Genomic DNA, 25,924 nt, shown 5'->3' with positions numbered 1-25,924 from the left:
GGCGGAGTCACGCTCTTCGAAGCAGCCACGGCAATCTCCTCGAGAGCCACGCGCGCGCCCGGCGCCCAGCCCTCACTAGTGGGTGGGGGCCTGAGCCTTCCGGGAGAAGGGCTCGGGTTCGAGCATGGGCACACCCCGAAAGTACGACCGGCGTCCGACAGGATCGGGTAACGCTTCCGGCGTGTCGATGACGTTCGTGTGAACGCTGCGCGGCCGGGAGTCAGCCGCCGAAGCGGCGCTCGCGCGCGGCGTAGGAACGCATGGCTCGCAGGAAGTCGACGCGGCGGAACGCCGGCCACATCGCGTCGCAGAAGTAGAACTCGGAGTGGACGCTCTGCCACAGCAGGAAGCCGCTCAGCCGCTGCTCGCCCGACGTGCGGATGACGAGGTCGGGGTCGGGCTGGCCCTTCGTGTACAGGTGCTCGGCGATGTGGTCGACCTCGAGCGTGGAGGCGACGTCCTCGAGGGTGCGGCCGGCGGCGGCCTGCTCCAGCAGCAGGGAGCGCATCGCGTCGGTGAGCTCCTGGCGGCCGCCGTAGCCGACGCACACGTTGACCGAGAGCGCGCCCTCGTGGTCGACGGTCAGGTCGGCGGCCCGCTTCATCCGCGCGGCGGACTCGGCGGGGAGCATGTCGAGGTTGCCGATGAGGCGCAGCCGGTAGCCGAGCGACGCGAGGTCCTCCACGAGGCGCTCGATGACGACCAGCAGGGCCGACAGCTCGTCGGCGGGGCGGCGCAGGTTGTCCGTTGACAGCAGCCACAGGGTGACGATCTCGACGCCGAGCTCGTCGCACCAGCCGAGGAACTCGGTGATCTTGTCCGCACCGGCCTGGTAGCCCAGGTCGACGCCGGCGCCCGCGCCCTTGGCCCAGCGGCGGTTGCCGTCGACGATCGCGCCCACGTGGCGCGGCAGCTGCGCGGGATCGAGCCCCTTGGCGAGGCGACGCTCGTACGCCCCGTAGATGAGGTCACTGACCGGCATGCCGCCAGAGTACGCGCCGCCCGCGTGGGACGACCGTCACGTGGTCGTCCGATTCGCCGCTGACCGGGACCGCACTAGAATCAGGGCATGGCGCCCCCCAAGCACGAGACCCTCGTCGACGATGTCGGTGAGCGCCTGCGCGAGACCGTCGACGAGATCAAGCCCAAGCTTCGCGGCTGGCTGCACGCCGCCACCGCTCCCCTGGCGCTGATCTCGTTCCTGGTGATGTTGGTGCTGGCCGACAGTCGCGCCGCTCGCGCCGGCGCCGCGGTCTTCATGGTCAGCGCTCTGCTGCTCTTCGGGGTCAGCGCCGTCTACCACACGGTGCCCTGGCGCGAGCGGGCCAAGCGCGTGCTCCGCCGGCTCGACCACTCGAACATCTTCGTGATGATCGCCGGGTCGTACACCCCCTTCTCCCTGTTGCTGCTGGACAAGAGGGACATGCTCACGCTGCTCACGCTGGTGTGGGGTGGCGCACTGCTCGGTGTGCTGTTCAAGGTCTTCTGGATGACGGCCCCGCGCTGGGTCTACGTGCCGCTGTACCTGGCGTTGGGGTGGGCAGCGCTCCTCTATCTGCCGGACTTCTACGCGGCGGCGTCCACCGTCGTGTTCGTGATGCTGTGCGTCGGCGGCGCGCTGTACACCCTCGGTGCGCTGGTCTACGCCTTCCAGTGGCCCGACCCCAGCCCCCGCTGGTTCGGCTATCACGAGGTGTTCCACGTCTTCACGATCGCGGCGTTCATCGTGCACTACATCGGCGTCAGCTTCCTCGTCTACAACTCCTGAGTTCGCGGAGTCGAGGCCGGGCTCCCGCGATTCGCCGACCCGCCCGGATCCCGACTCCCCCGGAGTCAACTTTCGTGACGCCCGTCCCCACTTCTGTGACGCTTTTCGGCTCAGACGGTCGCCGACGGGCGAAACGCGTCACAAAAGTCGAGTGGGGCGCGGCGCCACGTCCTACCGACGGACCAGTGCCTCCGGGTCGGTGACCGGGAGCGCGCACACGAAGTCGCGGCACACGTAGGCCGTCGGCCTCCCGTCGATCGCCTCACGGCCCTCGAACAACGGCACCGACGATCCCGCCTCGGTGGCCGCGACGACGGCGCCCGGTGACAGGAGCGCGAGGGCGGCGCGGTGCATCGGTCCGCCGACCTCGCCCACGACGGCGATCTCGGCGGGCCCGTCGAGCAGCGCCTCCGCGGCCGCGAGGGTCCACCCGGCGAACCGCGGGGCGCCCGTGGCCAGTGCGGCGGCCGACTCCACGCAGGCCACTGCGGCGGCCCTCACGTCGTGGTCGCCCGTGACGGCGGCCAGCGCGAGCAGGCCGTGCGCGAGTGCCGAGGCGCCCGACGGGTGCGCGTTGTCAGCGGCGTCGCGCGGGCGGACGAGGAGTGCCTCGGTGTCGTCGGCGGTGTCGAACCAGCCGCCGTCGTCGGCGCGGAAGTGGGTGATCGCGCGGTCGGCGACGTGGCGCGCGCGGTCGAGCCATCGGTCATCGCCGGTGGCGCCGAGAACCGCGACGAAGGCCTCGATCGTGGCCCCGTGGTCCTCGAGCACCGCGGCGTGCTCGGACCGGACGCCGCCGAGCGAGGTGCGGACGAAGCCGGGCTCGACGTGCAGGTCCCACAGCAGGGTCGCCGCCTGCGTGGCGGCGTCGACGAGCTCGGGCCGCTCGAGCGCGATGCCGGTCTCGGCGAGTGCGGTGATCGCGTACGCATTCCAGGCGGACACGACCTTGTCGTCGCGGGCGGGACGCGTGCGCTCGGCGCGAACCTCGAGGAGGCGCTGCTTGACGCGCTCCCAGCGCTCGGGCTCGTCGGGGTCCTGCTGCAGCTGGAGGGTGGAGAGGCCGCGCTCGAACGTGCCGCCTCCGGTCACGCCGAGCAGCTGCACGGCCCATGCGGCGTCGGCCGTGCCAAGCGCCTTCATCAGCTGGTGCGGGTTCCAGACGTAGTAGGTGCCCTCGTGGCCGTCGCTGTCGGCGTCGAGGGCCGAGGCGAGCCCGCCCTCGTCGGTGAGGAGCTCGCGCAGCATGAAGTCGGCGGTCTCGTGGCAGACGCGCTCAGCGAGGGCGAGGCTCGGGTCCTGCTCGCCGCGGGCCTTCAGGGCGCGCAGCCAGTGCAGGTAGGCGCGGAGCAGCTGGGCGTTGTCGTAGAGCATCTTCTCGAAGTGCGGCACGCGCCAGAAGCGGTCGACGCTGTAGCGGGCGAAGCCGCCGGCGAGCTGGTCGTACATGCCGCCGCGGGCCATCGCCTCGAACGTGCGGCTGGCGGTGGTCCAGACCTTCTCGTCGCCGGTGCGGGCGTGCTGGCGCAGCAGGAACTCGAGCACCATCGAGGGCGGGAACTTCGGCGCGGCGCCGAAGCCGCCGGCCTCGTCGTCGGCCTGCCCGAGCAGCGCTGCGGCCGCCGCGTCGAGGTCCTCGGCCGTGAGCGGGTCGCCACCGAAGTCGTCGGTCTCGCCGAGGAAGCTGCGCACCTGGCTCGCGGAGTCGAGCACCTCGTCGCGTCGGTTCTGCCACGCGTCGGCGAGTGCCTGCAGCACCTGGCTGAACGCCGGGTGCCCGGCGGTGGGCTCGGGCGGGAAGTAGGTCCCGGCGAAGAACGGCTCGCCGCTCGGGGTGAGCACGCACGTCATGGGCCAGCCGCCCTGCCCGGTCATCGCCTGCGTCGCGCGCATGTAGACCGCGTCGATGTCGGGCCGCTCCTCGCGGTCGACCTTCACGTTGACGAAGTGCTCGTTCATGTACGCCGCGGTCGCGGGATCCTCGAACGACTCGTGCGCCATGACGTGGCACCAGTGGCACGCGGCGTACCCGACGCTCAGCAGGATCGGCAGGTCGCGCCGCTCCGCCTCCGCGAGCGCCCCCGCACCCCACTCCCACCAGTCCACGGGGTTCTCCGCGTGCTGGCGCAGGTACGGCGACTGGGACTGAGCGAGTCGGTTGGCCACCTCGTCACGCTACCGGCGACGGCCAGCGAACTCACCTGCTCAGCGGCCGCCGCTCCTCCCGCCTGGTCTGGAGGAGCGGCGGGCTCACGTCAGTCGCCGAGCTCGTTGCGTCCGATGCGACGACGCTTCCCGAGCGTGCGCAGCACCGCCCAGGGCTCGCGCACGGCACGACCGTTACGACGGTTCTTATGGGGCTTGCAGGTCTGGCAGCCCTTGTGCTGCCGATGGGGCGAGTGCGCCATGGTGTCTCCGATCCGTGAGCCGTCCCCGCCACGGCGGGCGGGGTAGGTGACGGACGCATCGGGACATGGCGCGACCCTACCGCCGACGGTCAGTCGACGGCGAGCACTTCCTCCTCGAGATTCACCAGGAGCAGATCAGCTGCGTCCTCCGGACCCTCGACCGCGAAATTCTGCGTCTCGTAGTCGAAGTCCGATGTTCTGAGCGGACGGCCCGTAGCTCGTTCATCGACGTACTCCACGCGGCCGACGATGACATCTGGCGACTCGGACAGGATCGATACCGACTCAATCGTCAAGATCGGCCCATTGTCGTCGCCGCGCCGGACCTTCTCGACACGTCGTCGGAGAGTCTCGAACTCGGCCGCAAGATCCCGCTTCGTCATGAACGTCTCTCCTTGTACGCCGTAATCACGCCTCGCATCAGCTTCGTTCCACCAATTCTCTTCGTCTGGACGATGACCTTGTAGCGATACACCGGGTCGCAGTCTGTGAAGTACTTGCTGCGGTACACGAACGTCGTGCCCTCCCGCTCGATCGATGCCGGCGTCGCCAGAGTTGCACCGATCATTCCTTGATGCCAGACGTTGTAGCGTCCACGTGCTTCGAGGTGGCGAACTCCAAACCCCTTGTTCTTGGCGTGATTCTGGAAGCCGCAGCGAAGTGGGATCCTTCCGGCCTTGGTCGGGTAATAGCGCTTGATGGAGTTCAGGGAGCGATCACCACATGCGCCCGCGGCCTGAGCGGGCGCCGGAGCAGCCACGCTCGTCGCTACGGCGACGGAGAGTGCCGCGATGAAGAATCTGACCGCGTGGCTGACTGGTGGTGCCGACGTGTGAAGACGCATGTGAATCCCCCGATCCCGTGTGGCGAACCACCCGACGCGGTTGCCGAGGACTCAGCATCCCGAGCGGAGCGCTCCTCACCAACCACGAGGGATCCAACTTGTGGATAACCATGTCGCTCGAGCATCTGGAACGACTTGAACCCTTCTCGCAGACGACATGGTTCACCCGGTTCCAAAAGTGGAGAGGGACGGCGCGGCGCGGGGCAAGGTCAGCGGGGCAGGCGGTAGAGGACGTGGTGGCGCAGGGGGCTGTCGGCGGGGAGCGCCGGGTGGTCGAAGTCGTCGGCCTCGTCGTGGGTCATGCCGAGGCGCTCCATGACGGCCCGGGAGCGGAGGTTGCCCACGGCGGTGAAGGAGACGATCTCCCTCAGGCCGAGCATGTCGAACCCGTGGCGGACGGCGGCGGCAGCGGCCTCGGTGGCCCAGCCGTGGCCCCAGGCCCAGCGGGCGAAGCGCCAGCCGACCTCGACCGGCGGCGAGCCGCGCAACAGGGCGCGGACCTCGGGAGGCACGGGGTTCAGCCCCGCCATGCCGGCGAAGCGACCCTGCGCCTCGACGACCCACAGACCCCAGCCCTGGTGCGCCATGCGCGTCTCGAAGCGGTCGGCGAGGGCGTCGCTCGCGGCGCGATCCAACACAGACGGGAAGTGCTCCATGACCTCGGGGTCGGCGTTGAGCTCCGCGAAGGGCTCGCGGTCCGCCGGCGTCCAGGGCCGCAGCTTCAGCCGCTCGGTCGTCAGCGTGGGCACGGGTCAGTCGGCGAGCGTCGGGGGCCAGACGACGGTGAACCGCTCGAAGACAGTGGGCAGCGCGTCGAAGTCGGTCACATGAGGAAGCCGGCGACGGAAGAAGCCGCGGTGGGCGTCGAGCCACCAGTCGCGCGTGCGGTCGCCCTCGCCCTCGTCCCAGGCGAACGCCTCGTCCACGGAATCGAGGCGGCCGATGCGGATCTCGTGCGTGTGCAGCACGGCCACGGCCTCACCGCGACCGTCGAGCATCACCCAGTGGGCGTCCTCGGGAGCCACGCCCTCCTCGACAGGCGAGGCGGTGGCGCGCTTGGTCCCCTCCAGCACGAGCCGAGCCAGGTCGTCGGCCATCTCGGGGGTGTCGCCGAACGGCTCGACCTCCGGGACCTCGTCGGCGAACTGCGGGTTCGCCTCGACGAACTCGTGCCAGAGACGGGGCAGCTCGGTCACGGCTTCGGCGGATCCTCGTCGGTGGGAGTGTCGGTGTCCTCGCCCTCCCAGGGCTGGCGCGCCTTCTTGGCCATCTTCGTGAACGACCACAGCAGCAGGCCGATCACGATGAACAGGGCCAGCGTGTAGAGGCCGGCCAGCCAGCCGATCGGCTGGTTGCCCTCGGGGTCGATCTCCTGCGTCGCGAGCACCGCGAAATCCAGCATGGTCACCGGATCAGCCTAGTCCTGCTCGTGACCGCACCACTGATCGGCCGGGACGGCCGCCTTGACCTGGTCGACGTGCTCGCCACATCCACGCCACGTCGTCTTGCCGCACTGCCTGCACGGGACCGGAGAGCACATCTGCTCGTTCCTCACTGTCGAATCGGTGTTCCACCGCAGCGTAGGCGACGACCTCAACCGGCCCGCGCGCACGTGTGGCCGCGCCCGCCGTGGGTACGTCCCGGGCATGACGACGAACACTCGCCTCATCGAGACCACGCCCGAGCGCGTGTGGGAGGTCCTGTCCGACGGCTGGCTCTACCCGCTGTGGGTCGTCGGTGCCTCGCGCATGCGCGACGTCGACCCGTCGTGGCCGATCGTCGGCTCGAAGCTGCACCACTCCGTCGGCGTCTGGCCTGCCCTCATCGACGACAGCACGAGCGTGCTCGAGGTCAACCCCGGCCATCGCATCAAGCTGCTCGCCCGCGCCTGGCCCGCCGGCACGGCCGAGGTCGTGATCACCCTCGCCCCCCAGGGCGCCGGCACCCTCGTGACCATCTCCGAGGAGCCCGCCAGCGGACCGGCCACCCTGATCCCCCGCCCCGTCCGCGGTCCCTCCCTCAAGTGGCGGAACTCCGAGACGCTGCGACGACTCGCCTACATCGCCGAGCGACGCGACCTCCCGACCTCGTGAGCCCCCGCGGCTACGATGTCGACGACCTCCCGATGCTCTGCCCGAAGGTGATCCACCCGTGACACACGACGCGATCGTCATCGGCGCCGGCCCCAACGGCCTCGTCGCCGCGAACCACCTGATCGACGCCGGCTGGTCGGTGCTGGTCCTCGAGGAGCAGCCCGAGATCGGTGGCGCCGTGCGCAGCGACCGTGCCGTGCACCCCGACTTCGTCCACGACACGTTCAGCACCTTCTACCCGCTGGCCGCCGCCTCGCGCACGATCCAGGCCTTCCGTCTGGAGGAGCACGGGCTCCGCTGGACCCACGCTCCCGCCGTGCTCGGTCACCCCAGGCCCGACGGCTCGTGGGCGATGCTGCACCGCGATCGACGCATCACCGCCGCCCTCATGGAGGAGCAGCAGCCCGGAGACGGCGAGGCGTGGCTCGAGCTCTGCGCGGCCTGGGACGAGATCGGCAACGCTCTCATCACCTCGCTGCTGACGCCCTTCCCGCCGGTGCGCGGCGGAGTCGCGACGCTCGCCAAGCTGCGACGCGTGGGCGGACTCGACTTCGTCAAGACACTGCTCAGTCCGGTCGTCGACCTGGCCGACGTCCGGTTCAAGGGCTCCTCCCCCGGCCTGCTCCTCGCGGGCAACGCCGGGCACGCCGACATCCCGCTCGACGCGCCGGGCTCGGGCCTGATGGGCCTCATGATGACGATGCTCGGCCAGACGGTCGGCTTCCCCGTCCCCGAGGGCGGCGCCGGGATGCTCACCCGCGCGATGGCCAGCCGACTCGAGTCGCTGGGCGGCCAGATCGAGACCTCCTCCCGGGTCGCCCACGTCGAGGTCGTCGACGGGCGCGCCGTGGGCGTCCGCACCGCCGACGGCGAGCGCCACGAGGCCCGCCGCGCGGTGGTCGCCGACGTCATCGCCTCGCAGCTCTACGGCGACCTGCTCGCCCCGTCGGACGTCCCCGCCAAGGTCCACGAGCGGATGCAGGGCTTCCGTCTCGACCCCGGCACCGTGAAGGTGGACTGGGCGCTCGACGGCCCCATCCCCTGGGCGAGCCAGCCCCCGCACGACCCCGGCACGTTCCACGTCGCCGACTCGCGGCTCGAGATGAACGTGGCGCTCCAGCAGGTGCACGCGGGACACGTGCCCGCGCACCCCTTCATGCTGGCCGGCCAGATGAGCACGACCGACCCCACCCGCTCCCCCGCCGGCACCGAGTCGGTCTGGGCCTACACCCACGTTCCCCAGAAGACGGTGGCCGACGCGGGCGACGGCTCGGTGCGCGGCACCTGGGACGCGGCCGACGCCGAGCGTTTCGCCGACCGCATGCAGGCGCGGATCGAGCGGCTGGCGCCCGGTTTCGGATCGCGCGTGATCGCCCGGCGCGTGCTGGGCCCGCGCGAGCTCGAGGCGCGCAACGCCAACCTCGTGGGCGGCGCCATCAACGGCGGCACGTCACAGCTGCAGCAGGAGCTGTTCTTCCGTCCCATCCCGGGGCTCGGCCGGTCGGAGACGCCCGTGCGCGGGCTCTACCTCGGGTCGGCCTCGGCCCACCCCGGCGGCGGCGTGCACGGCGCGCCCGGCATGAACGCGGCGCGCGCCGCCCTGGCCCACAGCCGGGTGGACGGCGTGCTCGAGCCCGTGCGCGGCGTGGCCCGCCGAGCCCTGCGCCGCTGACTCAGCGCAGACCGGCGAAGAGGTCGTCCTCGGGCAGCTGCGTGTCGACGAACGACTTCACGAGCTCGTAGTCCTCGGTGGGCCAGGCCTCGGCCTGGACCTCGCGCGGGACGGCGAACCAGAACCCGTTCGGGTCGATCTGCGTGGCGTGCGCGATGAGCGCGCGGTCGCGCACCTCGAAGTACTCCGAGCAGGGCACGCGCGTGGTGAGACGCTTCTCGTGCTCGGGGTCGATCTCGCGCGTCTCGAGCCAGTCCTTGTACGGCGACTCGAGACCGTGACGCTCCATCGCCGCGTTGATCGCCTCGATGCGCGCCCGCGACCAGCCGTGGTGGTAGTAGAGCTTCTGCACCTGCCACGCCTCGCCGAGGTCGGGGTAGCGCTCGGGGTCGGCCGCGGCCTCGAAGGCGTAGACGCTGACCTCGTGGCACTTGATGTGGTCGGGGTGCGGGTAGCCGCCGTTCTCGTCGTACGTGGTGAGCACGTGCGGGCGGAACGAGCGGATCAGGCGCACGAGCGGCGCGGCCGCCTCCTCGATCGGGACGAGCGCGAAGCAGCCCTCCTCGAGCGGAGGCTTGGGGTTGCCCTCGGGCCAGCCGGAGTCGACGAAGCCGAGCCAGTCCTGCGTGATGCCCAGGATCTCGCGCGCCTTGTCCATCTCCTCGCGGCGGATCTCGGCGATGAGCTCGGGGTTCTCGAGGATCCCCGGGTGCTCGAACGCCGGGTTGAGGATCGACCCGCGCTCGCCACCGGTGCAGGTGGCGACGTGGACGTCGACCCCCTCGGCCACGTACTTGGCGGTGGACGCGGCGCCCTTGCTCGACTCGTCGTCGGGATGGGCGTGCACGTGCATCAGACGCAGGGTGCCGGCTTCGGCGTTCTCGACCACGTGCCCCAGTCTTTCACGCCCCTGAGACACTGGTAGTCGTGACCGACCTGGAAGCGCGATACGGACGCCACCGCCGCACGACCCCCCGCTGGCTGTGGCCCGTCGTCGCCACCATCGGCATCTCGATCGGCGTCGCCTGGGCGGCCTGGGCCTCGTGGTCCGACGTCCCGGCGCACCAGGCCCGGGTCCACTCCTACGAGGTCCTCGACGACCGCACCACCAAGGTCGATCTCGAGATCTTCTACGACGAGCCCGTGGCGCTGACGTGCCGCGTCTTCGCCCAGAGCCAGGACAAGGTCGTCGTCGGCGAGCGCACGATCGAGGTTCCGGCGTCATCGAAGTCGCAGACCCGGGTGGTCGCGGAGATCCGCACCGAGCGCCGTGCCGTCACGGCCGTCTTGGACTCCTGCGACGCGGCCTGATGCTGTAGACTCGGAATTTCACCCCGGGAGGTCCCGGGGTGTCGTACGTAGTGAGGAGCACGCCATGTCGACTGAGACCGAGACCATCTGGGTCACCCAGGAGGCCTACGACCGACTCGTCGCCGAGCTCAACCGCCTCAAGAACGAGGTCCTGCCCGACATCACGCAGAAGATCGCCAACGCCCGCGAGGAGGGCGACCTGCGCGAGAACGGCGGGTACCACGCCGCTCGCGAGGAGCAGGGCAAGACCGATGCGCAGATCCGCCAGCTGGAGGACCGCCTCCGCCGCGCCGAGGTCGGCGAGGCGCCGGCCGACGACGGCAAGGTCGAGGCGGGCATGAAGGTCACGATCCGCTTCCAGGGCGACACCGAGACCGAGACGTTCCTGCTGGGCTCGCGCGAGCTGCTCAGCCTGGACTCCAGCGTCGACCTGGACATCTACTCGCCCACCTCGCCGCTCGGCTCGGCGATCGTGGACAAGTTCGCCGGCGACACGGTCTCCTACGAGGCCCCGAACGGCAAGACGATCACCGTGGAGATCCTTGAGGCCAAGCCCTACTGATCCCGCGTTCCACCGCTCGGTGGCTGCGAGCGCCCGTCACCTCCGGTGGCGGGCGCTCGTGCGTGCGGGCTCAGATCGGGTCGTAGCCGAGCTCCACGAGACGGCGCCAGACGTCGGCGCGGTGCTCGGGACCGCGGGTGGCGACCTGCAGGGCGACCTCGACCTCGCGCACGCCGAGGGCCTCGGAGCCGCGGTCGTGGTGCACGTTGAGGATGTTGACGTCCATCTCGGCCAGCGCGGTGAGCAGACGCATCAGCTCGCCGGGACGGTCGGAGATGCGCACGCGGAACATGAGGAAGCGGCCGCCGGACGCGAGGCCGTGGCGGATCACCTCGAGCAGCAGCAGCGCGTCGATGTTGCCGCCGGACAGCACGGGCACGATGGGTCCCTCGAACCGGTCGGGGTGCTCCAGCAGCGCCGCCACGCCCACCGCGCCGGCGGGCTCGACGAGCAGCTTGGCCCGCTCGAGCAGGCCGATCAGCGCCTGGCTCATCGACTCCTCGGAGACCGTGACGACCTCGTCGACGTGGTCGCGGATCAGTCCGAAGGGCACCTCGCCGGGGCGGGCCACGGCGATGCCGTCGGCCATCGTGGCGCCGAGGTCGGCCTCGACGGGCATGCCCTCGGCGAGCGAGTCGGGGTAGGCCGCGGCGGCCTCGGCCTGCACGCCGACGACCGTGACGTCGGGGCGCTCGGTCTTGACCAGACCGATGCCGGCCGCGAGCCCGCCACCGCCGAGCGGCACGAGGATCGTGGCGACCTCGGGCAGCTGCTCGATGATCTCGAGGCCCACGGTGGCCTGGCCCGCGACGATGTCGGGGTGGTCGAACGGGTGGATCAGGGTGGCCCCGGTCCGCTCGGCGAACTCCGAGGCCGCGACGAGCGCCTCGGTGACGCCCGAGCCGTGGAAGCGGATGTCGGCACCGTAGCCACGCGTGGCCGCGACCTTGGGCAGGGCCGCGCCGTGCGGCATGAAGATCGTGGCGGCAGCGCCGAGCTGCGCCGCCGCGAGGGCGACGCCCTGCGCGTGGTTGCCGGCGCTGGCTGCGACGACGCCGCGGGAGCGCTCCTCGTCGGACAGCCGGGCGATCCGGGTGTAGGCGCCGCGGATCTTGAACGACCCCGCGCGCTGCAGGTTCTCGCACTTGAACCGGACGTCGCGCCCGGTCAGGGCGTGCAGCCAGCGGGAGTGCGTCAGCGGCGTGACCTCGCTGACTCCGTCGAGCAGCTCGCGCGCCGCGCGCGCATCGTCGAGATCCACACGTCCACCCTAGGCCGTGGCCGGCGGTGGGTCGCCGAGGTCGCGGGACTCCTCCCCCAGCACCCCGTCGGTGTCGGGTGGCTCCCCGTTCGCGAGGTGCCGGACCACGCTGTTGAGGCAGGCCGCGAACGGCACCGAGAGCAGTGCGCCGACCACGCCGGCGACGACGAGGCCCGTGGCGATCGCCAGCAGGATGGCCAGCGGGTGCAGGGCGACGATCGCGCCCATGAGGAACGGCTGGAGGACGTGCGACTCGAGCTGCTGGACCGCGATCACGCCCGCGAGCATGAGCAGTGCGGTGACCGGTCCCTGGGCGACGAGCGCCACGAGGACGGCGACCATGCCCGACACGAGCGCACCGACGATGGGCACGAACGCGCCGAGGAACACCAGGACGCCGATGGCCGCCGCGAGCGGGACCTGCAGGATCAGCGCGACGCCGGCGATGCCGATCGCGTCGACCAGCGCGACGAGGACCGTGGCCCGGACGAACGCGGTGAGCGAGCCCCACGCCGCGCGGCCCGAGGAGGCCACGCGCGGCTGCGCGGCGCGCGGCCAGAGCGCCACCACCCACGACCAGATGCGGCCGCCCTCGTAGAGGAAGAAGAACAGCGCGAACAGAGCGATGAAGAACCCGGTGACGAAGTGGCCGATCTGGGTGCCGACCTCGGTGGCCTGGTTGACCACCGACGAGTCGCTGGAGGAGATCGCGGACTGCACCCGGTCGACCCAGTCGGCCAGCTGCCGGTCGGAGAGGCCGAGCGGCCCGGTGCGCGCCCAGTCCTGCAGCTGGGCGATGCCCTCGACGACGCTGTCGCGCAGGTCGTCGAACTGCGTCGAGAGCTGCTGCCCGACCAGGCCGAGCATGCCCACCAGCGCGAGCACCAGCCCCAGCACGACCGCGAGCGAGGCCACGAGCCGGGGCACCCGGTGCCGCACGAGCCAGTCGACGCCGCCGATCGTCAGCGCGGCCAGCAGGATCGCGACGGCGATGGGGATGGTGACCTCGGAGAAGTGCCCCAGGCCCAGTGCCAGGACGTACAGCGCGGCGCCGATGACGACGATGCGCCAGGCCCAGGCTGCGGCGATCTCGATGCCGATGGGAACCTCGTACCGCCCGGCACCGCGCGGCGTCTCGTTGCTCACGCATCGAGGCTACGGGAACACTCCGACGCCGCACGGTGTTGACGACGACACAGGAGGTCCCATGCGATTCGGATTCGACAAGAAGACGCTGCCCACGGCCGACACGGCCCTGCCCGGCCGCGACACCCGCCCCTTCGAGGTCGGCGACCGCCACCTCGTCACGGGCAACCCCATCGAGACCGACGGCCCCGAGGGCTTCGGCGTCGCGGTCTTCGGACTCGGCTGCTTCTGGGGCGAGGAGAAGACGTTCTGGGAGCAGCCCGGCGTCTGGTCCACCTCGGTCGGCTACGCCGGCGGTCTCACCCCCAACCCCACCTACGAGGAGGTGTGCACCGGACGCACCGGTCACGCCGAGGTCGTGAAGGTGGTCTTCGACCCCTCGGTCACCAGCTACGCCGACCTGCTCAAGGTGTTCTGGGAGAACCACGACCCCACGCAGGGCATGCGCCAGGGCAACGATCGCGGCTCGCAGTACCGCTCGATCCTGCTGACGACCACGCCGGAGCAGCAGGCCGAGGCGGAGGCGTCCCGCGACGCCTACCAGAAGCAGATGACCGCCCACGGGTACGGACAGATCACCACGCAGATCCGTCCGCTCGAGGACTACTGGTACGCCGAGGAGGGCCACCAGCAGTACCTCGTGAAGAACCCGTACGGCTACTGCCCGCTGCACGCCACCGGCGTCTCGTACGCCTGAACCAGTGATCATCCGTCGCTGGCGGGGCGCCGTGCGCCCCGAGGACGTCGAGGCCTACCTGGCGCACCAGAGCGCCACGGGGGTGCGCGCCTATCGCGCGACCCCCGGGAACCTCGGCGTCCTCGTGCTGCGCCGTCCCGTCGGCGACCTCGTCGAGGTCGTCACGCTCTCGCTGTGGGAGTCGATGGACGACGTGCGGAGCTTCGCCGGCGACGACCCGGGCGTCGCCGTCTTCTACCCCGGCGACGACGACCTGCTCGTCGAGAAGGACGCCCACGTCGACCACCACGAGGTCACCGAGGCCGAGCTGGACGCCGACCTCCTCGGCCGGTTCGCGGGCTGACGTGGGCTGGAGCCGCGCCGAGCTGGCGTCGTTCGCCGGAAGCACGATCCCGGACCTGATGCCCGACGAGCTGCGCCTGCTGTTCGTCGGCATCAACCCGGGGCTCGTCAGCGCGGCCACGGGCCTGCACTTCGCGCGGCGCGGGAACCGCTTCTACCCGGCGCTCGTGCGGGCCGGGCTCGTGAACTCCGACGAACCTGCCGAGGCGGCCGACCGGCTGCGTGCGCGGGGCGTCGGCATCACCAACCTCGTCGCGCGCGCCTCCGCCCGCGCCGACGAGCTGGAGCCCGCGGAGCTGGTCGAGGGCCGCGAGCGGCTGGTCTCGCTCGTGCGCGAGCGCGCACCGCGGGTGGTGGCGGTCGCGGGCATCACGTCCTACCGCACCGCGTTCGGGCACCGCGCCGCGAAGCCGGGGCGCCAGCCCGACGACCTCGCGGGTGCCCAGGTCTGGGTGGTGCCGAACCCGAGCGGCCTCAACGCCCACGAGACCGTCGAGTCCCTGGCGCGCGCCTACCGCGAGGTGGCGCGGGCGGCAGGACTCCTCGACGACTGAGCTTCCGTCCTCACTCGGACGACGGGTAGATCCCGTTGTTGCAGATGCTGTAGCGCAGCCCGTTCGGGGTGACCGCTCGCAGGTCCGGGACGGCGAACGTCGTGGACCCGTTCCCGCCGAAGTAGGTGCCGAGGAGCGAGAACAGCGCCTGGTACTGCTGGATCGGCAGGATCCGGCCATCGGCGGGCACTCCCCGCCAGCCCACGCCCAGCACGACCGTGCCGACCGTGCAGTCGTAGTCGTCGCGGAACGCGCGGGCGGAGCCCTGCCACTGGTTGAACTCGCCGGACAGCAGCGAGTTCCCGGCCGGGCCCTGGATGCCCTGAGGACCTTGCGGGCCCGCCGGACCCGTCGGTCCGGCGGGGCCCGCCGGACCCTCGGCGCCGGCCGCGCCCGTGGCGCCGGCCTCACCGTCGGCGCCGGCCGCGCCCGTGGCCCCCATCTCACCCTGCTCGCCCGTCTCGCCCTTGTCGCCCCGGTCGCCCTTGTCGCCCTTCGCGCCTGCGGCCGCGACGAGGATCCAGTCCGCCGGGGAGGTCGCGGGGTCCGCGGCGATCGAGGAGCGCGCGGCCACGTACGTGCTGCCGCCGCGGGTCACCACCGCCGCTGGAGGACCGGCGCTGTAGGTCGTCGAGGCGCTCCAGGACGACACCGCGCTCCACGGGACGAGGCCGTCGTCGCCTCGATCCCCCTTGGCGCCGGTGGCGCCGGTGGCGCCGGTCGCGCCGGTTTCGCCGTCATCGCCCTTCTCGCCCGCGGCACCGTCGTCGCCCTTGTCGCCCTTGGCACCCGCGGCGCCGTCGTCGCCCTTGTCGCCCTTCTCGCCCTTCTCGCCCTTGTCACCCTTGGCGCCCTTGTCACCCTTGGCGCCGTTCGACCCAGCGGCACCGTCGACGCCGTCCTCACCGTCGGCGCCGTCCTCGCCGTTCGCTCCGGACGCGCCCTTCGCGCCAGCCGCGCCAGCCGCGCCAGCGGATCCATCGGCGCCGTCGAGACCGTCCTCGCCGTCCTGGCCGTTCGAGCCGTCCTCGCCGTCGGCACCCTCGGCCGCCTCTGGCTCGCCCTGCCACGTGACCGGCACGAGGTCGTCGGCGCAGGTCCCGGAGTCCGAGAGGTAGAGCGATCCGGCCGTGACGTCCATGCAGCCGTACATCGGCGAGCTCACCGGCACCGCGTCGTCACTCGTCGCCGTCGTCACGACGAGTGCGGAGCCCGCCCCGACCACCGCCGACGCCGCTCCGCAGGCCAACACCATCCGCAAGGAGCTCAGCATCCTCGCCCTCCACTCGCTCGACCGGGCACAGCTCGCCCGATCCGTTCGGGGCCCGAACGGACGTTACCGACGATGTGTCGGATGCGTGTGGAGTTGAGGAAGTTGACGGTGTGACATGGTCGGCGGTTGCCCGGCCGCGATGTCCGTGGCGGGGTCTAGCGTGGCCGCCATGGACCAACGCATCAGCCTCGTCACCCTCGGCGTCGCCGACCTCGAACGGTCGCGCACCTTCTACGAGGACGGCCTCGGGTTCTCGAAGGACAACGACGAGGACGGCATCGCGTTCTACCAGCTGCCCGGCATGATCCTGGCGCTGTGGACGCGCGCCGGGCTGGCGGAGGACGCCCGCGTCGAGGACACCGGGGCCACGTTCAGCGGCATCGCGCTGGCCCAGAACGTCGGCTCACCCGACGAGGTCGACGCCGTGATCGAGCAGGCCCGCGCGGCCGGCGCCACGGTGCTCAAGCCGGCCGAGCCCATCGAGTGGGGCGGCTACTCCGGCTACGTCGCCGACCCCGACGGCCACCCGTGGGAGATCGCGCACAACCCGTTCTGGACCGTGCAAGCCGACGGCCGCACCACCCTGAGGTGAGCCGGCGTCAGTGCGCCACGGGGCAGCCCGTGGGCACCTCGGCCGGACCGTCGTCGTCGGCCAGCGCCTCGGGCCCGCGCGACGGTGTCCGACGGGTCAGCGTCACCTCGAAGCCCTTCGGCACGATCGTGAGGCGCTCGTCGATTCGCAGCTCGTAGTCGGGGTCGGCCGCGATGTCGTAGCGGTGCAGCAGCCGCGCGAGGACGAGGATCGCCTCGTGCAGCGCGAACTGGCGCCCGATGCAGGCCCGGTCGCCCGTGCCGAACGGCTTGTAGACGTTCTTCATCCGGCCCCTGGAGTTCTCGGGCAGGAAGCGGTCGGGATCGAACTCGTCCGCCGTCGGCCCCCAGGCCACGGGGTCGCGGTGCATCATCGGCAGCACGATGATCGCCCAGTCGTCGGGCGTCATCACGGCCTCGTGGTCGGTGCCCGCCGCGATCGTGGTGGTCTCGCGCGGCGAGCGCGCGAACGCGGGCGCGGTGGGCCACAGCCGCAGGCCCTCGTCCAAGCAGCGGCGCAGGTACCGGAACCGCGGCACCTGCTCGAAGGTCGGCTCGGCATCGGGGTCGTCGCCGAGCAGCGCGTCGGTCTCGGCCTGCGCCTTCGCCAGCAGCTCGGGATGGCGCGAGAGGTAGTAGAGGACGAAGCTCAGCGCGCCCGACGTCGTCTCGTGACCCGCCACCAGGAAGGTCAGGATCTGCTCGCGGATGTTTTGGTCGTCGAGCCGCACGCCCGTCTCCGGGTGCGCCTCGTAGAGCATGCGGTCGAGCAGGTCGTCGCGCCGCTCCCCCGTCGCCCGACGGTCGCGCACCATCTCGTCGACGAGGTCGTCCACGTAGGCGCGGTGCTCGGCGTTCGCCTCGTCGATCCGCTTGGCGATGCGCTTGCCGCCCGGGATCGAGTCGAGCGACGACTTCTGCATGCCGGTCATCAGTGCGGCGATCATGGCGTCGACGAACGGGTGTCGCTCGCGCGACGTGAACGATCCGAAGTCGCGGCTGAACGCGCAGCGACTGATCGTCTCCATCGTCAGCTTGGTCATGTCGGCTGTGACGTCGATCGGTCCGTCGATCCCGTCCCAGACCGCGAGCATCTCAGCAGCCGTCTCGAGCATCGTGTCGTGGTAGCCGCGCATCGCCGCCTTGGAGAACGCGGGCATCAGCACGCCGTGCGCCGTGTCCCAGTTGGGCTCGTGGTCGAACGCCGTGAACAGGGCGTCGCCGACGAACTCGCGCAGCGCCACCAGGGCCGGCGGCAGGTTCTTGTGGAAGCGGGTCTCGTCGCACATCTCGGCGGCCAGCTCGGCACCGGTGACGAAGACGAACTTCTGGCTGAACACGCGCACCTCGAACAGCGGACCGAGGTCCTTGCCGACGCGCATGACGTTGGCCAGCGGCGTGCCCGTGCGCATCGTCAGGGCGTCGTAGGCGACGGGGCGACGACCGGGCGGGTGCGGCAGGCGCTGGCCGCCCCACGCGTTCTTGACGGTGAAGACGCTCACAGTCCCGCCTTCCCCGCGAATCGGGCCACGAGCCGCTGGTAGTGCGGACCTGCCACCCGCGACACGACGTCGATCACGCGGGCGTCGGCGCCGATGAGCACCCGCGCCTTGCCCTTCTCGACGCCGCGCAGGATCACCTCGGCGGCGCGCTCGGGCGTGGTGCGGGCGACGCGGTCGAACGACGAGGCCAGGTCGTCGTGGTCGAGCCCGTCCACCTGGCCGGCGTTGCGAGCGACGTTGGTCCTGATGCCGCCGGGGTGCACGCACGTGACCTTGACCGGCCGGCCGCGCGCCACCATCTCCATCCGCAGGGCCTCGGTGAAGCCGCGGACGGCGAACTTGGCCGCATTGTAGGCACCCTGCGTGGGCACCGAGATGATGCCGAAGACGCTGGAGATGTTGACGACGTGACCGTCGCCCGACGCGATGAGGTGCGGCAGGAACGCCTTCGAGCCGTTCACGACACCCCAGTAGTCCACGTCCATGACGCGCTCGAGGTGCTTGAAGTCCATCGCCTCGATGTCGCCGGTGAACGCGATGCCCGCGTTGTTGTAGACCTGATGGATCACGCCGAAGTGCGCGGCGACCTCGTCGGCGTAGGCCAGCACCCGCTCACGCTCCGAGACGTCGAGATGATCGGCGCGGACGTCGGCGCCCGCGGCCTCGAGCATCCCTCGCGTCTCGGCCAGTCCCGTGGCGTCCACGTCGCTGATGGCCACGCGGGCTCCCCGCTGTGCGAGACCGATCGCGAGGGCCCGTCCGATGCCCGATCCCGCGCCGGTGACGACGGCGACCTTGCCCGTGAAGTACGTCATACCCACCTCCGGATACCGACAGTATCCGAAAGTGGGCGTCAGGCGCGACGAACGCGCGGACGAAGTCTCACGTGGGGCATCGGCGGGGCCGGGATGACCTGGTCGCCGTGGCCCTCGACGTGCCCGTAGCGGGGCGCGAGCGCCTCCCAGGCCTCGCGCGCCTCGACGATCTCCTCGTGCGAGCGGCCGATGAAGTTCCACCACATGACGATCTCCTCGCCGAACGGCTCGCCGCCGAGCAGCATGACGATCGTGGGGCGGTCGACCTCGAGCGCCAGACGCGCGCGGCCGGGGGCCACGTACTCCAGCGAGCGGTGCGGAACGGCTCGTCCGCCCACCCTGACGGCGCCGTCGACGGCGAGGATGCCGTGCTCGAAGTCGGGATCCAGGTCGAACTCGTGGCGCCCGGGCTGGAGCCGCAGCTCGACGCCGACGAGCGGCGTGTGCACCGTGGCCTTCGACGTCTCGCCGGCGAAGCTGCCGACCAGCACGACGCCGGCCCAGCCCTCCCCCTCGATGCGCGGCAGGTCGGGGTGGTGCTCGAAGGCGGCGGGGCCGCGCCGCGTGGCGTCGGGCAGGGCCACCCACAGCTGCACGCCGTGCATCTCGCCGGGCGGGCCCTCGGTGAACTCCGAGTGCGACACCCCGTCGCCCGAGGTCATGAGGTTGAGCTCGCCCGGCTCCAGCACGACGTTGCTGCCGAGGCTGTCGCGGTGCCGGATCCGTCCCTCGATCGGCCACGTGACGGTCTGCAGCCCGATGTGCGGGTGCGGCAGCACCTCCATGCGGTGCTCGGTGGGACCGAAGTGGTCGACGAAGCACCACGCTCCGATGAGCGGGATCTCCTTGCTGGGCAGCGTGCGATGGACCTTGAGTCCGCGCAGCCCGCCCAGCGGGACCTCGCGCGGCTCGATCGTCCGATCCGGACTCATCGCACCAGCGTAGTGCGGAGCCGGTCGATGGTCTGGGGCGTGCCGCCGGCGCGCTGGAACCAGCCGACGGCGCCGCCGGGGTGCTGGTCCCACGTGTCGAGCACGCCGCTGATCGCCTCGACCGGCGTGGCGATGTAGCCGGCCGGCAGCATGGCGCGACGCTCGCCGAAGAGACGGTTGAAGCGGGCCTGGATCTGCTCCTCGTGCTGCGCCGTGACGAGGTAGTCCTCGACGATGTCGTCGCGCTTCGCGCCGAGCAGCGCGAGCACCATCGCGATCGAGACGCCGGTGCGGTCCTTGCCCGCGGCGCAGTGGACGAGGGTGGTGGCGTCCTCGGCCTGCGCGACCGCGTCGATCACCTCGACGAGGTGCTCCGACGTGGTCTGCAGCATGAGCTGGTAGAGCTCGGCCAGCGACTCCGGCGGCGCGACGCCCGGCCGCAGCGCGCTGAGCAGCGGGAAGTTGAGCACCGTGACCCCCGGCCCGGCGAGCGGGTGCTGGGTCTCGGTCTCCATCGAGGAGCGCAGGTCGATGACGACCGTGGGCGGCCACGTGATGTCGTCGGGCGCGACGTCGTCACCCAGGGGCAGGGCGCTGCGCAGCAGGCGGCCGGGACGGATGACGCCGCCCTCGACGGAGGTGCCGCCGAGGTCGCGCAGGTTCGGGACGGTCTCGTTCACCCCTCCATCCTAGGAACCGCATCCGACCGTCTGGTCCGACTTCCTACACTGGACGCGTGCCCAGCCCCGCGAGGACCACTGCCAAGGCCGCCGCGAGGACGGCTGGATTCAGCCTCGGCACCTACGCGATCCTCGTGGGACAGGCCCTCCTGGCGCGCAAGCGGATCGGCACCACCACCGACCGGCCGCCCTCGGGCAACGGCGTCTACGGCGAGGACCTGCCGGGCGAGCCGGTCCGCTGCCTGCTGCTCGGCGACTCGACGATGGTGGGCTACGGGGTGAAGGACCTCGAGCACACGCCGTCGGCCCTCATCGGCACCGGCCTGTCGCACCTGCTGGGCCAACCCGTGCAGATCCGCAACGAGTCCACCGTGGGCGCGCGCTCGCGCGACCTGCAGCACCAGATCACCGCGTCCGACCTCGACGACCCGCAGCTGGCGATCATCCTGATCGGCGCCAACGACATCACCCACCAGGTGCCCGCGAAGCGCTCGGCCCGCCGCCTCGCGGCCGCCGTCGCGCGCCTGCGCGGCCTCGGCAGCGAGGTCGTCGTCGGCTCGGTGCCCGACTTCGGCACGATCAAGCCGCTGCCCGTCCCCCTGCGCACCGTCTGCCGCTACTGGAGCCGCCACCTGGCCCGCCGCCAGACCGTGGCCGCCGTCGAGGCCGGCGCGCGCGTGATCTCGCTGGCCGACGTGCTCGAGCCGCTGCTGCTGGTCAAGGGCGACGCCCTCTTCGGCGATGACCGCTTCCACCCCAGCGCCGACGGCTACGCCACGGTGTGCGGGTTCCTCGTGGCGGCCGCCGTGGCGCAGTGGCGCTCGCGCGACGAGCAGCCCGAGGTCGGCGCCGTGGAGCAGATGCCGCTCGGCGAGGCCGCCGAGTGGGCGTCCGAGCACGGCGGCACTGAGGTCGCGCCGGCTCTCCGCGGCCGCCGCTGGGCCGCCGTCCTGCGCCGCCGCTGACCTGCCTGTGGCGGTGAGTCCTCAACCCTTCCCGTTCCTGGGCGGTGGGTCGTCAACCGCACGAGGCCCCGATGCGGTTGATCGCGCACCGGTCGCCAGAGGGAAGGGTTGACAGCTCACCGCTCCCCGCAGGGTCCCGGACACGACGAAGGCCCGCCACCTCGTGGTGGCGGGCCTTCGTGCTGGGGTCTCGGGTGACCCCGTGGATCAGCTGTCTCCGCGCAGGATCGCGAGGAGGCGCAGGATCTCGAGGTACAGCCAGACCAGCGTGACGGTCAGGCCGAACGCCGCGCGCCAGGACTCGCGCTCCGGGAGGCCGGCCTCGACGCCGCGCTCGACGAAGTCGAAGTCCATGATCAGGCACAGGACGCCGAGCACGATCGCGACGCCGCCGACGAGGATCGCCAGCATCGGGTTGTCCATGCTGCGCAGGCCGCCGTTGGGGAACACGCCGAACAGGCTCAGCACCAGGTTGAGGACCATGACTCCCATGAACGCGAACAGCGAGATCATGACGACCCGGCGGAACTTCGCGGTGACCTGGATGTTGAAGAACTTGTAGGCGGCCAGGGTGGCGGCCGCGGCGACGAACGTGGCCAGGACGGCCTGGAACACGATGCCGGCGTCGCCCACCCAGGTGGAGATGATCTTGGAGAAGGCGCCGACGAAGACGCCCTCGACGAGCGCGTACGCCATGACCAGCGGGGGGCTGATGACCTTCTTGAAGGAGTTGACCATCGCCAGGACGAAGCCGATCAGCGCGCCGCCCATGGAGAACGTCCACGCGGTGGCCAGCGCCGCGTCGGAGTCGATGTCGCCGATCATGAACCAAGCGACCGCGGCGCCGAGCACCACGAGGCCGAGCGTGATGGCGGTCTTCTCGACCACGGTGTCCAAGGTCATGCGTCCGGGGGACGTGGGAGCCTGCAGGCCGGGGGTCTGCGTTCCGTCACCCGAGCCGGACAGGTCGATCTTCCACTGCGACGGGTCTGCGTACTGAGTCGTGTTGCGGCCGTTGAACTCCGCGTTGTTCGCAAAGACGGGGTTGCTGCTCCTCATGATCTCCTCCGGGAGAATGTGGCCCCGCGCGCCGGTGGTGGCGGGGTCGGTGTACTCACCCTATACAACGCCCCCACCACCGCCAGGCTTCCCGCTCAGGGCTTCTTCTTCCCGTCCTTCTCCTCGGTGGCGGCCGCGGAGTCCTTCGCGTCGGCCGTCGGGCTCGCGACGAGCAGCGCCGGGACCTTGAGGAATGGCGCGGGACGGTCCTGCGCGACCGCTCCCGTGACCGGACGGGTCGGGTCGTCGAAGGAGGACTCGGCCATCTTCATCGGGAAGACGTTCCACGCCGAGGCGCCCGTCTCGAGCTGCACGGGCATCCAGGCGCCGGGCTTGGTGCACTCGTCGAACTCGTCCTTCTCCAGGCAGCCGTTGCCGCCGGGGACCGAGGTCGTGAGGGGCTTGCCGTCCTGGTCGAACAGCTGGACGCCGTTGAGCCTCTCGCCGCGGGCGTTGTAGGCGAAGATGTTCGTGACCTCGCTGCCGTTCAGCCAGACGCCGGTGCCGTCGCCACCCTCGTACCCGCTCCCGTACTCGTACTCCGGCGGGTTCTCGTAGGCCATCTCCAGCTCGGCGCCCGTGGCGTCGTTCGCCAGCACCGGGATCAGCGCGAACGCGGCGAACGCGTTGCCCAGGACGATCAGGACGGCCACGGGACGCGGCCAGGACCTCATGCCCAGGAAGACGCTGCCGGCCACCAGGAGGATCAGGAGCAGCCACTTCGCGAAGTCACCGGGGAGGACGTCGGTCTTCCACATCCCGAGGATCGTCAGGCAGAACACCTGGTAGGCGACCCAGCCGCGCACGATCCACCACGCGGGACGCAGCGTCACGAGGAAGTCCAGCGTCGAGGAGACCGCCGGGCTGCGGCGCAGACTGCGCTCGACGTCGCGTCCCGCCTCGGCGAAGGAGGTCCCGATCGCGTGGAGTCGGCCCTTGGGAGCCTGGGGCGTCGGCAGTCCGGCGGCGCCGCGCAGCTCGTGGGCGTAGGCGGTGGGGTCGGGCAGCTCGCGCGCCAGGTCCTCGGCGTACGCCTCGGCGAGGTCGGCCTCGAGGCCGTCGGTGAGCTCCTCGACCTCGTCGGCGGGGAGGTCGGCCAGCGCGGCGCGCACGGCAGCCGCGAACGCGACGATCTCGGCGGGGAGGGTGGTGGCGTTCATGCGGCGGTCCCTTCGAGCATGCGGTCCATGGTGCGGGCGAACTCGGCCCAGGTCTTGCGTTGCGCGGCGAGCATGGTCCGACCCTGCTCGGTGATGCCGTAGTACTTGCGGTGGGGCCCCTCCTCGCTGGGGACCACGTACGACGTGAGCGCGCCGGCCGAGTAGAGGCGGCGCAGCGTGCCGTACACCGACGCGTCGCCCACCTCCTCGAGCCCGGCGGCCCGCAGACGACGGACGACGTCGTAGCCGTAGCCGTCCTCGCCCTCGACGACGGCCAGGACGGCCACGTCGAGCACTCCCTTGAGCAGTTGGGTTGCATCCATGCGTCGGACAGTACCACGCAATCCGCATTAGTGTGCGAAACGTGACACCGGCACGTCGTGTCGCACCACTGAACGAGGTTTCCTGTCACTTCACGGGGTTCGCGAACCACGTGAAGTGACGGTTTCCCCGGTTAACCGGGGAAACCGTCAGGCCCGGACGTCGTGCAAGTGGTGCACGAGGTCGTGCAGGGCGTAGCGCGTGAGCGTGTCGGCGGTGAAGGCCGAGCCGTTGGAGCGGAGGCCGGGGCGCGACCAGTCGCGCACGGCGTCGATCTCGGCCGCGAACGCGTCGGCGGCCGGAGCGAGCTCGGCGGTGACGACGGCGGGATCCTGGTCGGCGTAGCGGGACTCGGCCGCCGTGGCGTCCTGGTCCCAGTTCGCGAACTCCGGCCCGTCCTGCTCGCGGATCAGCGCGAGGCGGTCGGCGAACAGGTGCAGCACGTCGCGCACGTGGCACGCGTACTCCAGCACCGACCACGTCGCGTCGTCCGGGCGCTGCGCGGCGTCGGGCCGGGCCAGCGCCTCACCCCACCGCGGCACCATCGCGCGGACCTCCTCCCCCGCCCGCGTGGGCTCTGCCGCGTCCGCGTCGAAGCCGCACTCCTCACAGGTCTGCTGCAGGACCCAGGTCCAGTCCTTGGTGTCGGGGATGATCGCCATGCCGCTCACGATGGCAGGCTCGATAGGTTCGGACCATGCCCGAAACCGCCGAAGATCGCACGGATCACGACGAAGACCCGTTCCGACGCGAGGTCGTGTCGTTCACCCGGCGCGGCGGCCGGCTCACCGAGCGCCAGCAGGACGCGTGGGACGACGTCGCCCACCGCTTCGTCGTCGACGTGCCGCGCGGGCGCACCAGCACCTCGGTGGCCGACGGGTTCACGATCGACCCGGCCGAGCTCTTCGGCCGCGACGCTCCCCTGGTGCTCGAGATCGGCAGCGGCCGCGGCGAGTCCCTCGTGCACGCCGCGAGGCTCGACCCCGACACCGACTTCCTCGGCCTCGAGGTCTACGTGCCCGGCGTCGCCCAGACCCTCGTCCAGCTGCGCCACGAGGGGGTCGAGAACGTGCGGCTCGCGGTCGTCGACGCCGTGCCCGCGCTCACCCGGATGCTGCCGGCCGAGAGCGTCGACGAGGTGCGCGTCTGGTTCCCGGACCCCTGGCACAAGAAGCGTCACCACAAGCGCCGCCTCGTCACGGACGAGGTCGTCCCCCTCGTCCACCGCGTCCTCAAGCCGGGCGGCGTGTGGCGGCTGGCCACCGACTGGCAGGACTACGCCGACCAGATGCTCGAGGTGGTCGGGCGCGCCGAGGGCTTCACGACCTCGGGCGACTGGGCCGAGCGGTTCGAGGGCCGGCCGATCACGAAGTTCGAGGCGAAGGGCATCGCCAAGGGACGCACGATCCGCGACGTCTCGGCGCTTAGGATGACCCCATGAGCAACGAGCGGACCACGGCCGAGCTGCTCGGGATCGAGCCCGGATCGCTGCTGTGGATCGTGGGCGACACCGTCGAGGAGACGGCCGTGCTCGACCCCCTGCCCGAGGGTGTGGAGACGTACGCCGACGAGGAGCCCGAGCAGTCCGAGAGCTGGTTCGACGACACGTGGACCGGCGCCGAGAACCAGCCCGAGCCCACCGACCCCGTGCGACCCTCCGGCATCGACACCGCGGTGATCGCCGTGTCGAACAGCCAGGAGTTCCACATGCGGCTCGACGACGTGCTGCCGCGCCTGGGCTCGATCGGCCGCGTCTGGGTGCTCTACCCCTCCGACGCACTGCCCCTGTCGATCCTGCGCGCGGGCGTCGACGAGTACGGCTGGGACACCGCCGCGCCGCTCGAGCTCGACGAGACCTGGTCGGCCATCGAGCTCAAGCAGTCCTGAGCGCGTGCTCCCGGCGGGATTCGAACCCGCACTGAAACGGGTTTAAGCCGTCTGCCTCTGCCGTTGGGCTACGGGAGCCTG

General features: G+C 71.2%; 31 protein-coding genes and 1 tRNA gene. 12 read left to right on the top strand and 20 right to left on the bottom strand.

From position 1 onward, the window contains the following. Positions 1–220: 220 nt before the first annotated feature. Positions 221–982, bottom strand: a complete 762-nt coding sequence (locus BJ975_RS02175) for an isoprenyl transferase (RefSeq protein WP_179423204.1) — start codon at positions 980–982, stop codon at positions 221–223. An 87-nt stretch (positions 983–1,069) separates the two neighbouring features. On the opposite strand from BJ975_RS02175, the gene trhA reads away from it, so the two are divergent. Further along, positions 1,070–1,768, top strand: coding sequence for a PAQR family membrane homeostasis protein TrhA (gene trhA / locus BJ975_RS02170; protein ID WP_179423202.1), 699 nt, complete (start codon positions 1,070–1,072; stop codon positions 1,766–1,768). Between the two features lie 171 nt (positions 1,769–1,939). On the opposite strand, the gene BJ975_RS02165 is transcribed toward trhA, so the two are convergent. The 6 genes from BJ975_RS02165 to BJ975_RS02140 form a co-directional block, all read right to left on the bottom strand. Beyond that, positions 1,940–3,934 carry a thioredoxin domain-containing protein gene (locus tag BJ975_RS02165; RefSeq protein WP_179423200.1) on the bottom strand — a complete coding sequence of 665 codons (1,995 nt, stop codon included), beginning with the start codon at positions 3,932–3,934 and terminating at the stop codon, positions 1,940–1,942. Between the two features lie 331 nt (positions 3,935–4,265). Next, complete coding sequence (locus BJ975_RS02160) at positions 4,266–4,559, bottom strand: hypothetical protein (RefSeq protein ID WP_179423198.1); 294 nt, start codon at positions 4,557–4,559, stop codon at positions 4,266–4,268. Next, positions 4,556–4,936: a hypothetical protein gene (locus tag BJ975_RS02155; protein ID WP_179423196.1), complete on the bottom strand. Its 381-nt coding sequence runs from the start codon at positions 4,934–4,936 to the stop codon at positions 4,556–4,558. The genes BJ975_RS02160 and BJ975_RS02155 overlap by 4 nt, the downstream gene beginning before the upstream one ends. 293 nt (positions 4,937–5,229) lie before the next feature. Further along, positions 5,230–5,769, bottom strand: a complete 540-nt coding sequence (locus tag BJ975_RS02150) for a GNAT family N-acetyltransferase (protein ID WP_317628220.1) — start codon at positions 5,767–5,769, stop codon at positions 5,230–5,232. 3 nt (positions 5,770–5,772) lie between these two features. After that, positions 5,773–6,216, bottom strand: coding sequence for an ASCH domain-containing protein (locus BJ975_RS02145; RefSeq protein ID WP_179423194.1), 444 nt, complete (start codon positions 6,214–6,216; stop codon positions 5,773–5,775). Further along, a complete protein-coding gene (locus BJ975_RS02140) occupies positions 6,213–6,428 on the bottom strand; it encodes a hypothetical protein (RefSeq protein WP_179423192.1) in 216 nt (71 codons plus the stop codon). Before BJ975_RS02140 ends, BJ975_RS02145 begins: the two co-directional genes overlap by 4 nt. 238 nt (positions 6,429–6,666) lie before the next feature. On the opposite strand from BJ975_RS02140, the gene BJ975_RS02135 reads away from it, so the two are divergent. Both BJ975_RS02135 and BJ975_RS02130 read left to right on the top strand, forming a co-directional pair. Then, positions 6,667–7,113 carry an SRPBCC family protein gene (locus tag BJ975_RS02135; protein WP_179423190.1) on the top strand — a complete coding sequence of 149 codons (447 nt, stop codon included), beginning with the start codon at positions 6,667–6,669 and terminating at the stop codon, positions 7,111–7,113. A 58-nt stretch (positions 7,114–7,171) separates the two neighbouring features. Next, entirely contained in the window at positions 7,172–8,785 is a 1,614-nt protein-coding gene (locus tag BJ975_RS02130) for a phytoene desaturase family protein (RefSeq protein WP_317628221.1), read from the top strand. Between the two features lies 1 nt (position 8,786). Here BJ975_RS02130 and mca read toward each other — a convergent pair whose 3' ends face one another. Then, complete coding sequence (gene mca, locus BJ975_RS02125; RefSeq protein WP_179427949.1) at positions 8,787–9,638, bottom strand: mycothiol conjugate amidase Mca; 852 nt, start codon at positions 9,636–9,638, stop codon at positions 8,787–8,789. A 74-nt stretch (positions 9,639–9,712) separates the two neighbouring features. Between mca and BJ975_RS02120 the strand changes: the two genes are divergently transcribed. Together BJ975_RS02120 and greA are read left to right on the top strand one after the other, a co-directional pair. Continuing rightward, the gene (locus BJ975_RS02120; protein WP_179423188.1) at positions 9,713–10,096 is read left to right on the top strand and encodes a DUF4307 domain-containing protein; all 384 of its coding nucleotides are present in this window, start codon (positions 9,713–9,715) and stop codon (positions 10,094–10,096) included. Positions 10,097–10,160: 64 nt separating this feature from the next. Continuing rightward, complete coding sequence (gene greA / locus BJ975_RS02115; RefSeq protein ID WP_179423186.1) at positions 10,161–10,658, top strand: transcription elongation factor GreA; 498 nt, start codon at positions 10,161–10,163, stop codon at positions 10,656–10,658. A 70-nt stretch (positions 10,659–10,728) separates the two neighbouring features. Here the strand turns inward: greA and ilvA are convergent, their stop codons facing one another. Further along, on the bottom strand, positions 10,729–11,919 hold the full coding sequence (gene ilvA, locus BJ975_RS02110) for a threonine ammonia-lyase (protein WP_179423184.1): 1,191 nt from the start codon (positions 11,917–11,919) through the stop codon (positions 10,729–10,731). Between the two features lie 9 nt (positions 11,920–11,928). Beyond that, positions 11,929–13,065: an AI-2E family transporter gene (locus BJ975_RS02105; protein ID WP_179423182.1), complete on the bottom strand. Its 1,137-nt coding sequence runs from the start codon at positions 13,063–13,065 to the stop codon at positions 11,929–11,931. Between the two features lie 61 nt (positions 13,066–13,126). Between BJ975_RS02105 and msrA the strand changes: the two genes are divergently transcribed. From msrA to BJ975_RS02090, 3 genes are read left to right on the top strand one after another with little or no spacing between them, the layout of a single operon-like run. Continuing rightward, positions 13,127–13,762, top strand: coding sequence for a peptide-methionine (S)-S-oxide reductase MsrA (gene msrA / locus BJ975_RS02100; protein ID WP_179423180.1), 636 nt, complete (start codon positions 13,127–13,129; stop codon positions 13,760–13,762). A gap of 4 nt (positions 13,763–13,766) precedes the next feature. Further along, a complete protein-coding gene (locus BJ975_RS02095; protein ID WP_179423178.1) occupies positions 13,767–14,105 on the top strand; it encodes an antibiotic biosynthesis monooxygenase in 339 nt (112 codons plus the stop codon). Between the two features lies 1 nt (position 14,106). Beyond that, the gene (locus BJ975_RS02090; protein WP_179423176.1) at positions 14,107–14,658 is read left to right on the top strand and encodes a mismatch-specific DNA-glycosylase; all 552 of its coding nucleotides are present in this window, start codon (positions 14,107–14,109) and stop codon (positions 14,656–14,658) included. 10 nt (positions 14,659–14,668) lie between these two features. Here BJ975_RS02090 and BJ975_RS02085 read toward each other — a convergent pair whose 3' ends face one another. Beyond that, on the bottom strand, positions 14,669–15,931 hold the full coding sequence (locus BJ975_RS02085) for a tail fiber protein (protein WP_179423174.1): 1,263 nt from the start codon (positions 15,929–15,931) through the stop codon (positions 14,669–14,671). Between the two features lie 169 nt (positions 15,932–16,100). Here BJ975_RS02085 and BJ975_RS02080 point away from each other — a divergent pair, with 169 nt between their 5' ends. Next, complete coding sequence (locus BJ975_RS02080; RefSeq protein WP_179423172.1) at positions 16,101–16,523, top strand: VOC family protein; 423 nt, start codon at positions 16,101–16,103, stop codon at positions 16,521–16,523. A gap of 7 nt (positions 16,524–16,530) precedes the next feature. Here BJ975_RS02080 and BJ975_RS02075 read toward each other — a convergent pair whose 3' ends face one another. The 4 genes from BJ975_RS02075 to BJ975_RS02060 are packed head-to-tail and all read right to left on the bottom strand — an operon-like array spanning position 16,531 to position 20,451. Continuing rightward, complete coding sequence (locus BJ975_RS02075; RefSeq protein ID WP_179423170.1) at positions 16,531–18,024, bottom strand: cytochrome P450; 1,494 nt, start codon at positions 18,022–18,024, stop codon at positions 16,531–16,533. Next, positions 18,021–18,839, bottom strand: coding sequence for an SDR family NAD(P)-dependent oxidoreductase (locus BJ975_RS02070; RefSeq protein ID WP_179423168.1), 819 nt, complete (start codon positions 18,837–18,839; stop codon positions 18,021–18,023). Before BJ975_RS02070 ends, BJ975_RS02075 begins: the two co-directional genes overlap by 4 nt. A gap of 38 nt (positions 18,840–18,877) precedes the next feature. Beyond that, positions 18,878–19,771, bottom strand: a complete 894-nt coding sequence (locus BJ975_RS02065) for a pirin family protein (RefSeq protein WP_179423166.1) — start codon at positions 19,769–19,771, stop codon at positions 18,878–18,880. Then, positions 19,768–20,451 (bottom strand): tyrosine-protein phosphatase, encoded by a 684-nt coding sequence (locus tag BJ975_RS02060; protein WP_179423164.1) that lies wholly within the window; start codon positions 20,449–20,451, stop codon positions 19,768–19,770. Before BJ975_RS02060 ends, BJ975_RS02065 begins: the two co-directional genes overlap by 4 nt. Positions 20,452–20,507: 56 nt before the next feature. Here BJ975_RS02060 and BJ975_RS02055 point away from each other — a divergent pair, with 56 nt between their 5' ends. Beyond that, positions 20,508–21,416 carry an SGNH/GDSL hydrolase family protein gene (locus BJ975_RS02055; protein ID WP_179423162.1) on the top strand — a complete coding sequence of 303 codons (909 nt, stop codon included), beginning with the start codon at positions 20,508–20,510 and terminating at the stop codon, positions 21,414–21,416. Positions 21,417–21,623: 207 nt separating this feature from the next. Here BJ975_RS02055 and BJ975_RS02050 read toward each other — a convergent pair whose 3' ends face one another. The 4 genes from BJ975_RS02050 to BJ975_RS02035 all read right to left on the bottom strand — a co-directional run bounded on the left by BJ975_RS02050 (position 21,624) and on the right by BJ975_RS02035 (position 24,618). Beyond that, on the bottom strand, positions 21,624–22,475 hold the full coding sequence (locus tag BJ975_RS02050) for a Bax inhibitor-1/YccA family protein (RefSeq protein WP_179423160.1): 852 nt from the start codon (positions 22,473–22,475) through the stop codon (positions 21,624–21,626). Positions 22,476–22,570: 95 nt separating this feature from the next. Next, entirely contained in the window at positions 22,571–23,635 is a 1,065-nt protein-coding gene (locus BJ975_RS02045) for a hypothetical protein (RefSeq protein WP_179423158.1), read from the bottom strand. Next, positions 23,632–23,958 (bottom strand): PadR family transcriptional regulator, encoded by a 327-nt coding sequence (locus BJ975_RS02040; RefSeq protein ID WP_179423156.1) that lies wholly within the window; start codon positions 23,956–23,958, stop codon positions 23,632–23,634. Before BJ975_RS02040 ends, BJ975_RS02045 begins: the two co-directional genes overlap by 4 nt. Before the next feature lie 147 nt (positions 23,959–24,105). Next, a complete protein-coding gene (locus tag BJ975_RS02035; protein WP_179423154.1) occupies positions 24,106–24,618 on the bottom strand; it encodes a DinB family protein in 513 nt (170 codons plus the stop codon). A gap of 35 nt (positions 24,619–24,653) precedes the next feature. On the opposite strand from BJ975_RS02035, the gene trmB reads away from it, so the two are divergent. Together trmB and BJ975_RS02025 are read left to right on the top strand one after the other, a co-directional pair. Beyond that, positions 24,654–25,397 carry a tRNA (guanosine(46)-N7)-methyltransferase TrmB gene (trmB, locus tag BJ975_RS02030; RefSeq protein WP_179423152.1) on the top strand — a complete coding sequence of 248 codons (744 nt, stop codon included), beginning with the start codon at positions 24,654–24,656 and terminating at the stop codon, positions 25,395–25,397. Beyond that, a complete protein-coding gene (locus BJ975_RS02025) occupies positions 25,394–25,843 on the top strand; it encodes a hypothetical protein (RefSeq protein ID WP_179423150.1) in 450 nt (149 codons plus the stop codon). The genes trmB and BJ975_RS02025 overlap by 4 nt, the downstream gene beginning before the upstream one ends. A 5-nt stretch (positions 25,844–25,848) precedes the next feature. On the opposite strand, the gene BJ975_RS02020 is transcribed toward BJ975_RS02025, so the two are convergent. Continuing rightward, a tRNA-Leu gene (locus tag BJ975_RS02020) sits at positions 25,849–25,921 on the bottom strand. Between the last annotated feature and the right edge of the window lie 3 nt (positions 25,922–25,924).

The organism is Aeromicrobium tamlense (assembly GCF_013408555.1).
Lineage (GTDB): Bacteria > Actinomycetota > Actinomycetes > Propionibacteriales > Nocardioidaceae > Aeromicrobium > Aeromicrobium tamlense.
The sequence above is the reverse complement of the archived record's forward strand: the minus strand, read 5'-3'. Positions and strand labels throughout refer to the sequence as shown.

Bases quoted from the DNA above. Each gene is read 5' to 3' on its own strand.
- BJ975_RS02175 (WP_179423204.1), bottom strand. From the start codon at position 982: ATGCCGGTCAGTGACCTCATCTACGGGGCGTACGAGCGTCGCCTCGCC.
- trhA (WP_179423202.1), top strand. From the start codon at position 1,070: ATGGCGCCCCCCAAGCACGAGACCCTCGTCGACGATGTCGGTGAGCGC.
- BJ975_RS02160 (WP_179423198.1), bottom strand. From the start codon at position 4,559: ATGACGAAGCGGGATCTTGCGGCCGAGTTCGAGACTCTCCGACGACGT.
- BJ975_RS02135 (WP_179423190.1), top strand. From the start codon at position 6,667: ATGACGACGAACACTCGCCTCATCGAGACCACGCCCGAGCGCGTGTGG.
- mca (WP_179427949.1), bottom strand. From the start codon at position 9,638: ATGCACGTGCACGCCCATCCCGACGACGAGTCGAGCAAGGGCGCCGCG.
- greA (WP_179423186.1), top strand. From the start codon at position 10,161: ATGTCGACTGAGACCGAGACCATCTGGGTCACCCAGGAGGCCTACGAC.
- msrA (WP_179423180.1), top strand. From the start codon at position 13,127: ATGCGATTCGGATTCGACAAGAAGACGCTGCCCACGGCCGACACGGCC.
- BJ975_RS02085 (WP_179423174.1), bottom strand. From the start codon at position 15,931: ATGCTGAGCTCCTTGCGGATGGTGTTGGCCTGCGGAGCGGCGTCGGCG.
- BJ975_RS02080 (WP_179423172.1), top strand. From the start codon at position 16,101: ATGGACCAACGCATCAGCCTCGTCACCCTCGGCGTCGCCGACCTCGAA.
- BJ975_RS02070 (WP_179423168.1), bottom strand. From the start codon at position 18,839: ATGACGTACTTCACGGGCAAGGTCGCCGTCGTCACCGGCGCGGGATCG.
- BJ975_RS02065 (WP_179423166.1), bottom strand. From the start codon at position 19,771: ATGAGTCCGGATCGGACGATCGAGCCGCGCGAGGTCCCGCTGGGCGGG.
- BJ975_RS02050 (WP_179423160.1), bottom strand. From the start codon at position 22,475: ATGAGGAGCAGCAACCCCGTCTTTGCGAACAACGCGGAGTTCAACGGC.
- BJ975_RS02045 (WP_179423158.1), bottom strand. From the start codon at position 23,635: ATGAACGCCACCACCCTCCCCGCCGAGATCGTCGCGTTCGCGGCTGCC.
- BJ975_RS02040 (WP_179423156.1), bottom strand. From the start codon at position 23,958: ATGGATGCAACCCAACTGCTCAAGGGAGTGCTCGACGTGGCCGTCCTG.
- BJ975_RS02035 (WP_179423154.1), bottom strand. From the start codon at position 24,618: ATGGCGATCATCCCCGACACCAAGGACTGGACCTGGGTCCTGCAGCAG.
- trmB (WP_179423152.1), top strand. From the start codon at position 24,654: ATGCCCGAAACCGCCGAAGATCGCACGGATCACGACGAAGACCCGTTC.
- BJ975_RS02025 (WP_179423150.1), top strand. From the start codon at position 25,394: ATGAGCAACGAGCGGACCACGGCCGAGCTGCTCGGGATCGAGCCCGGA.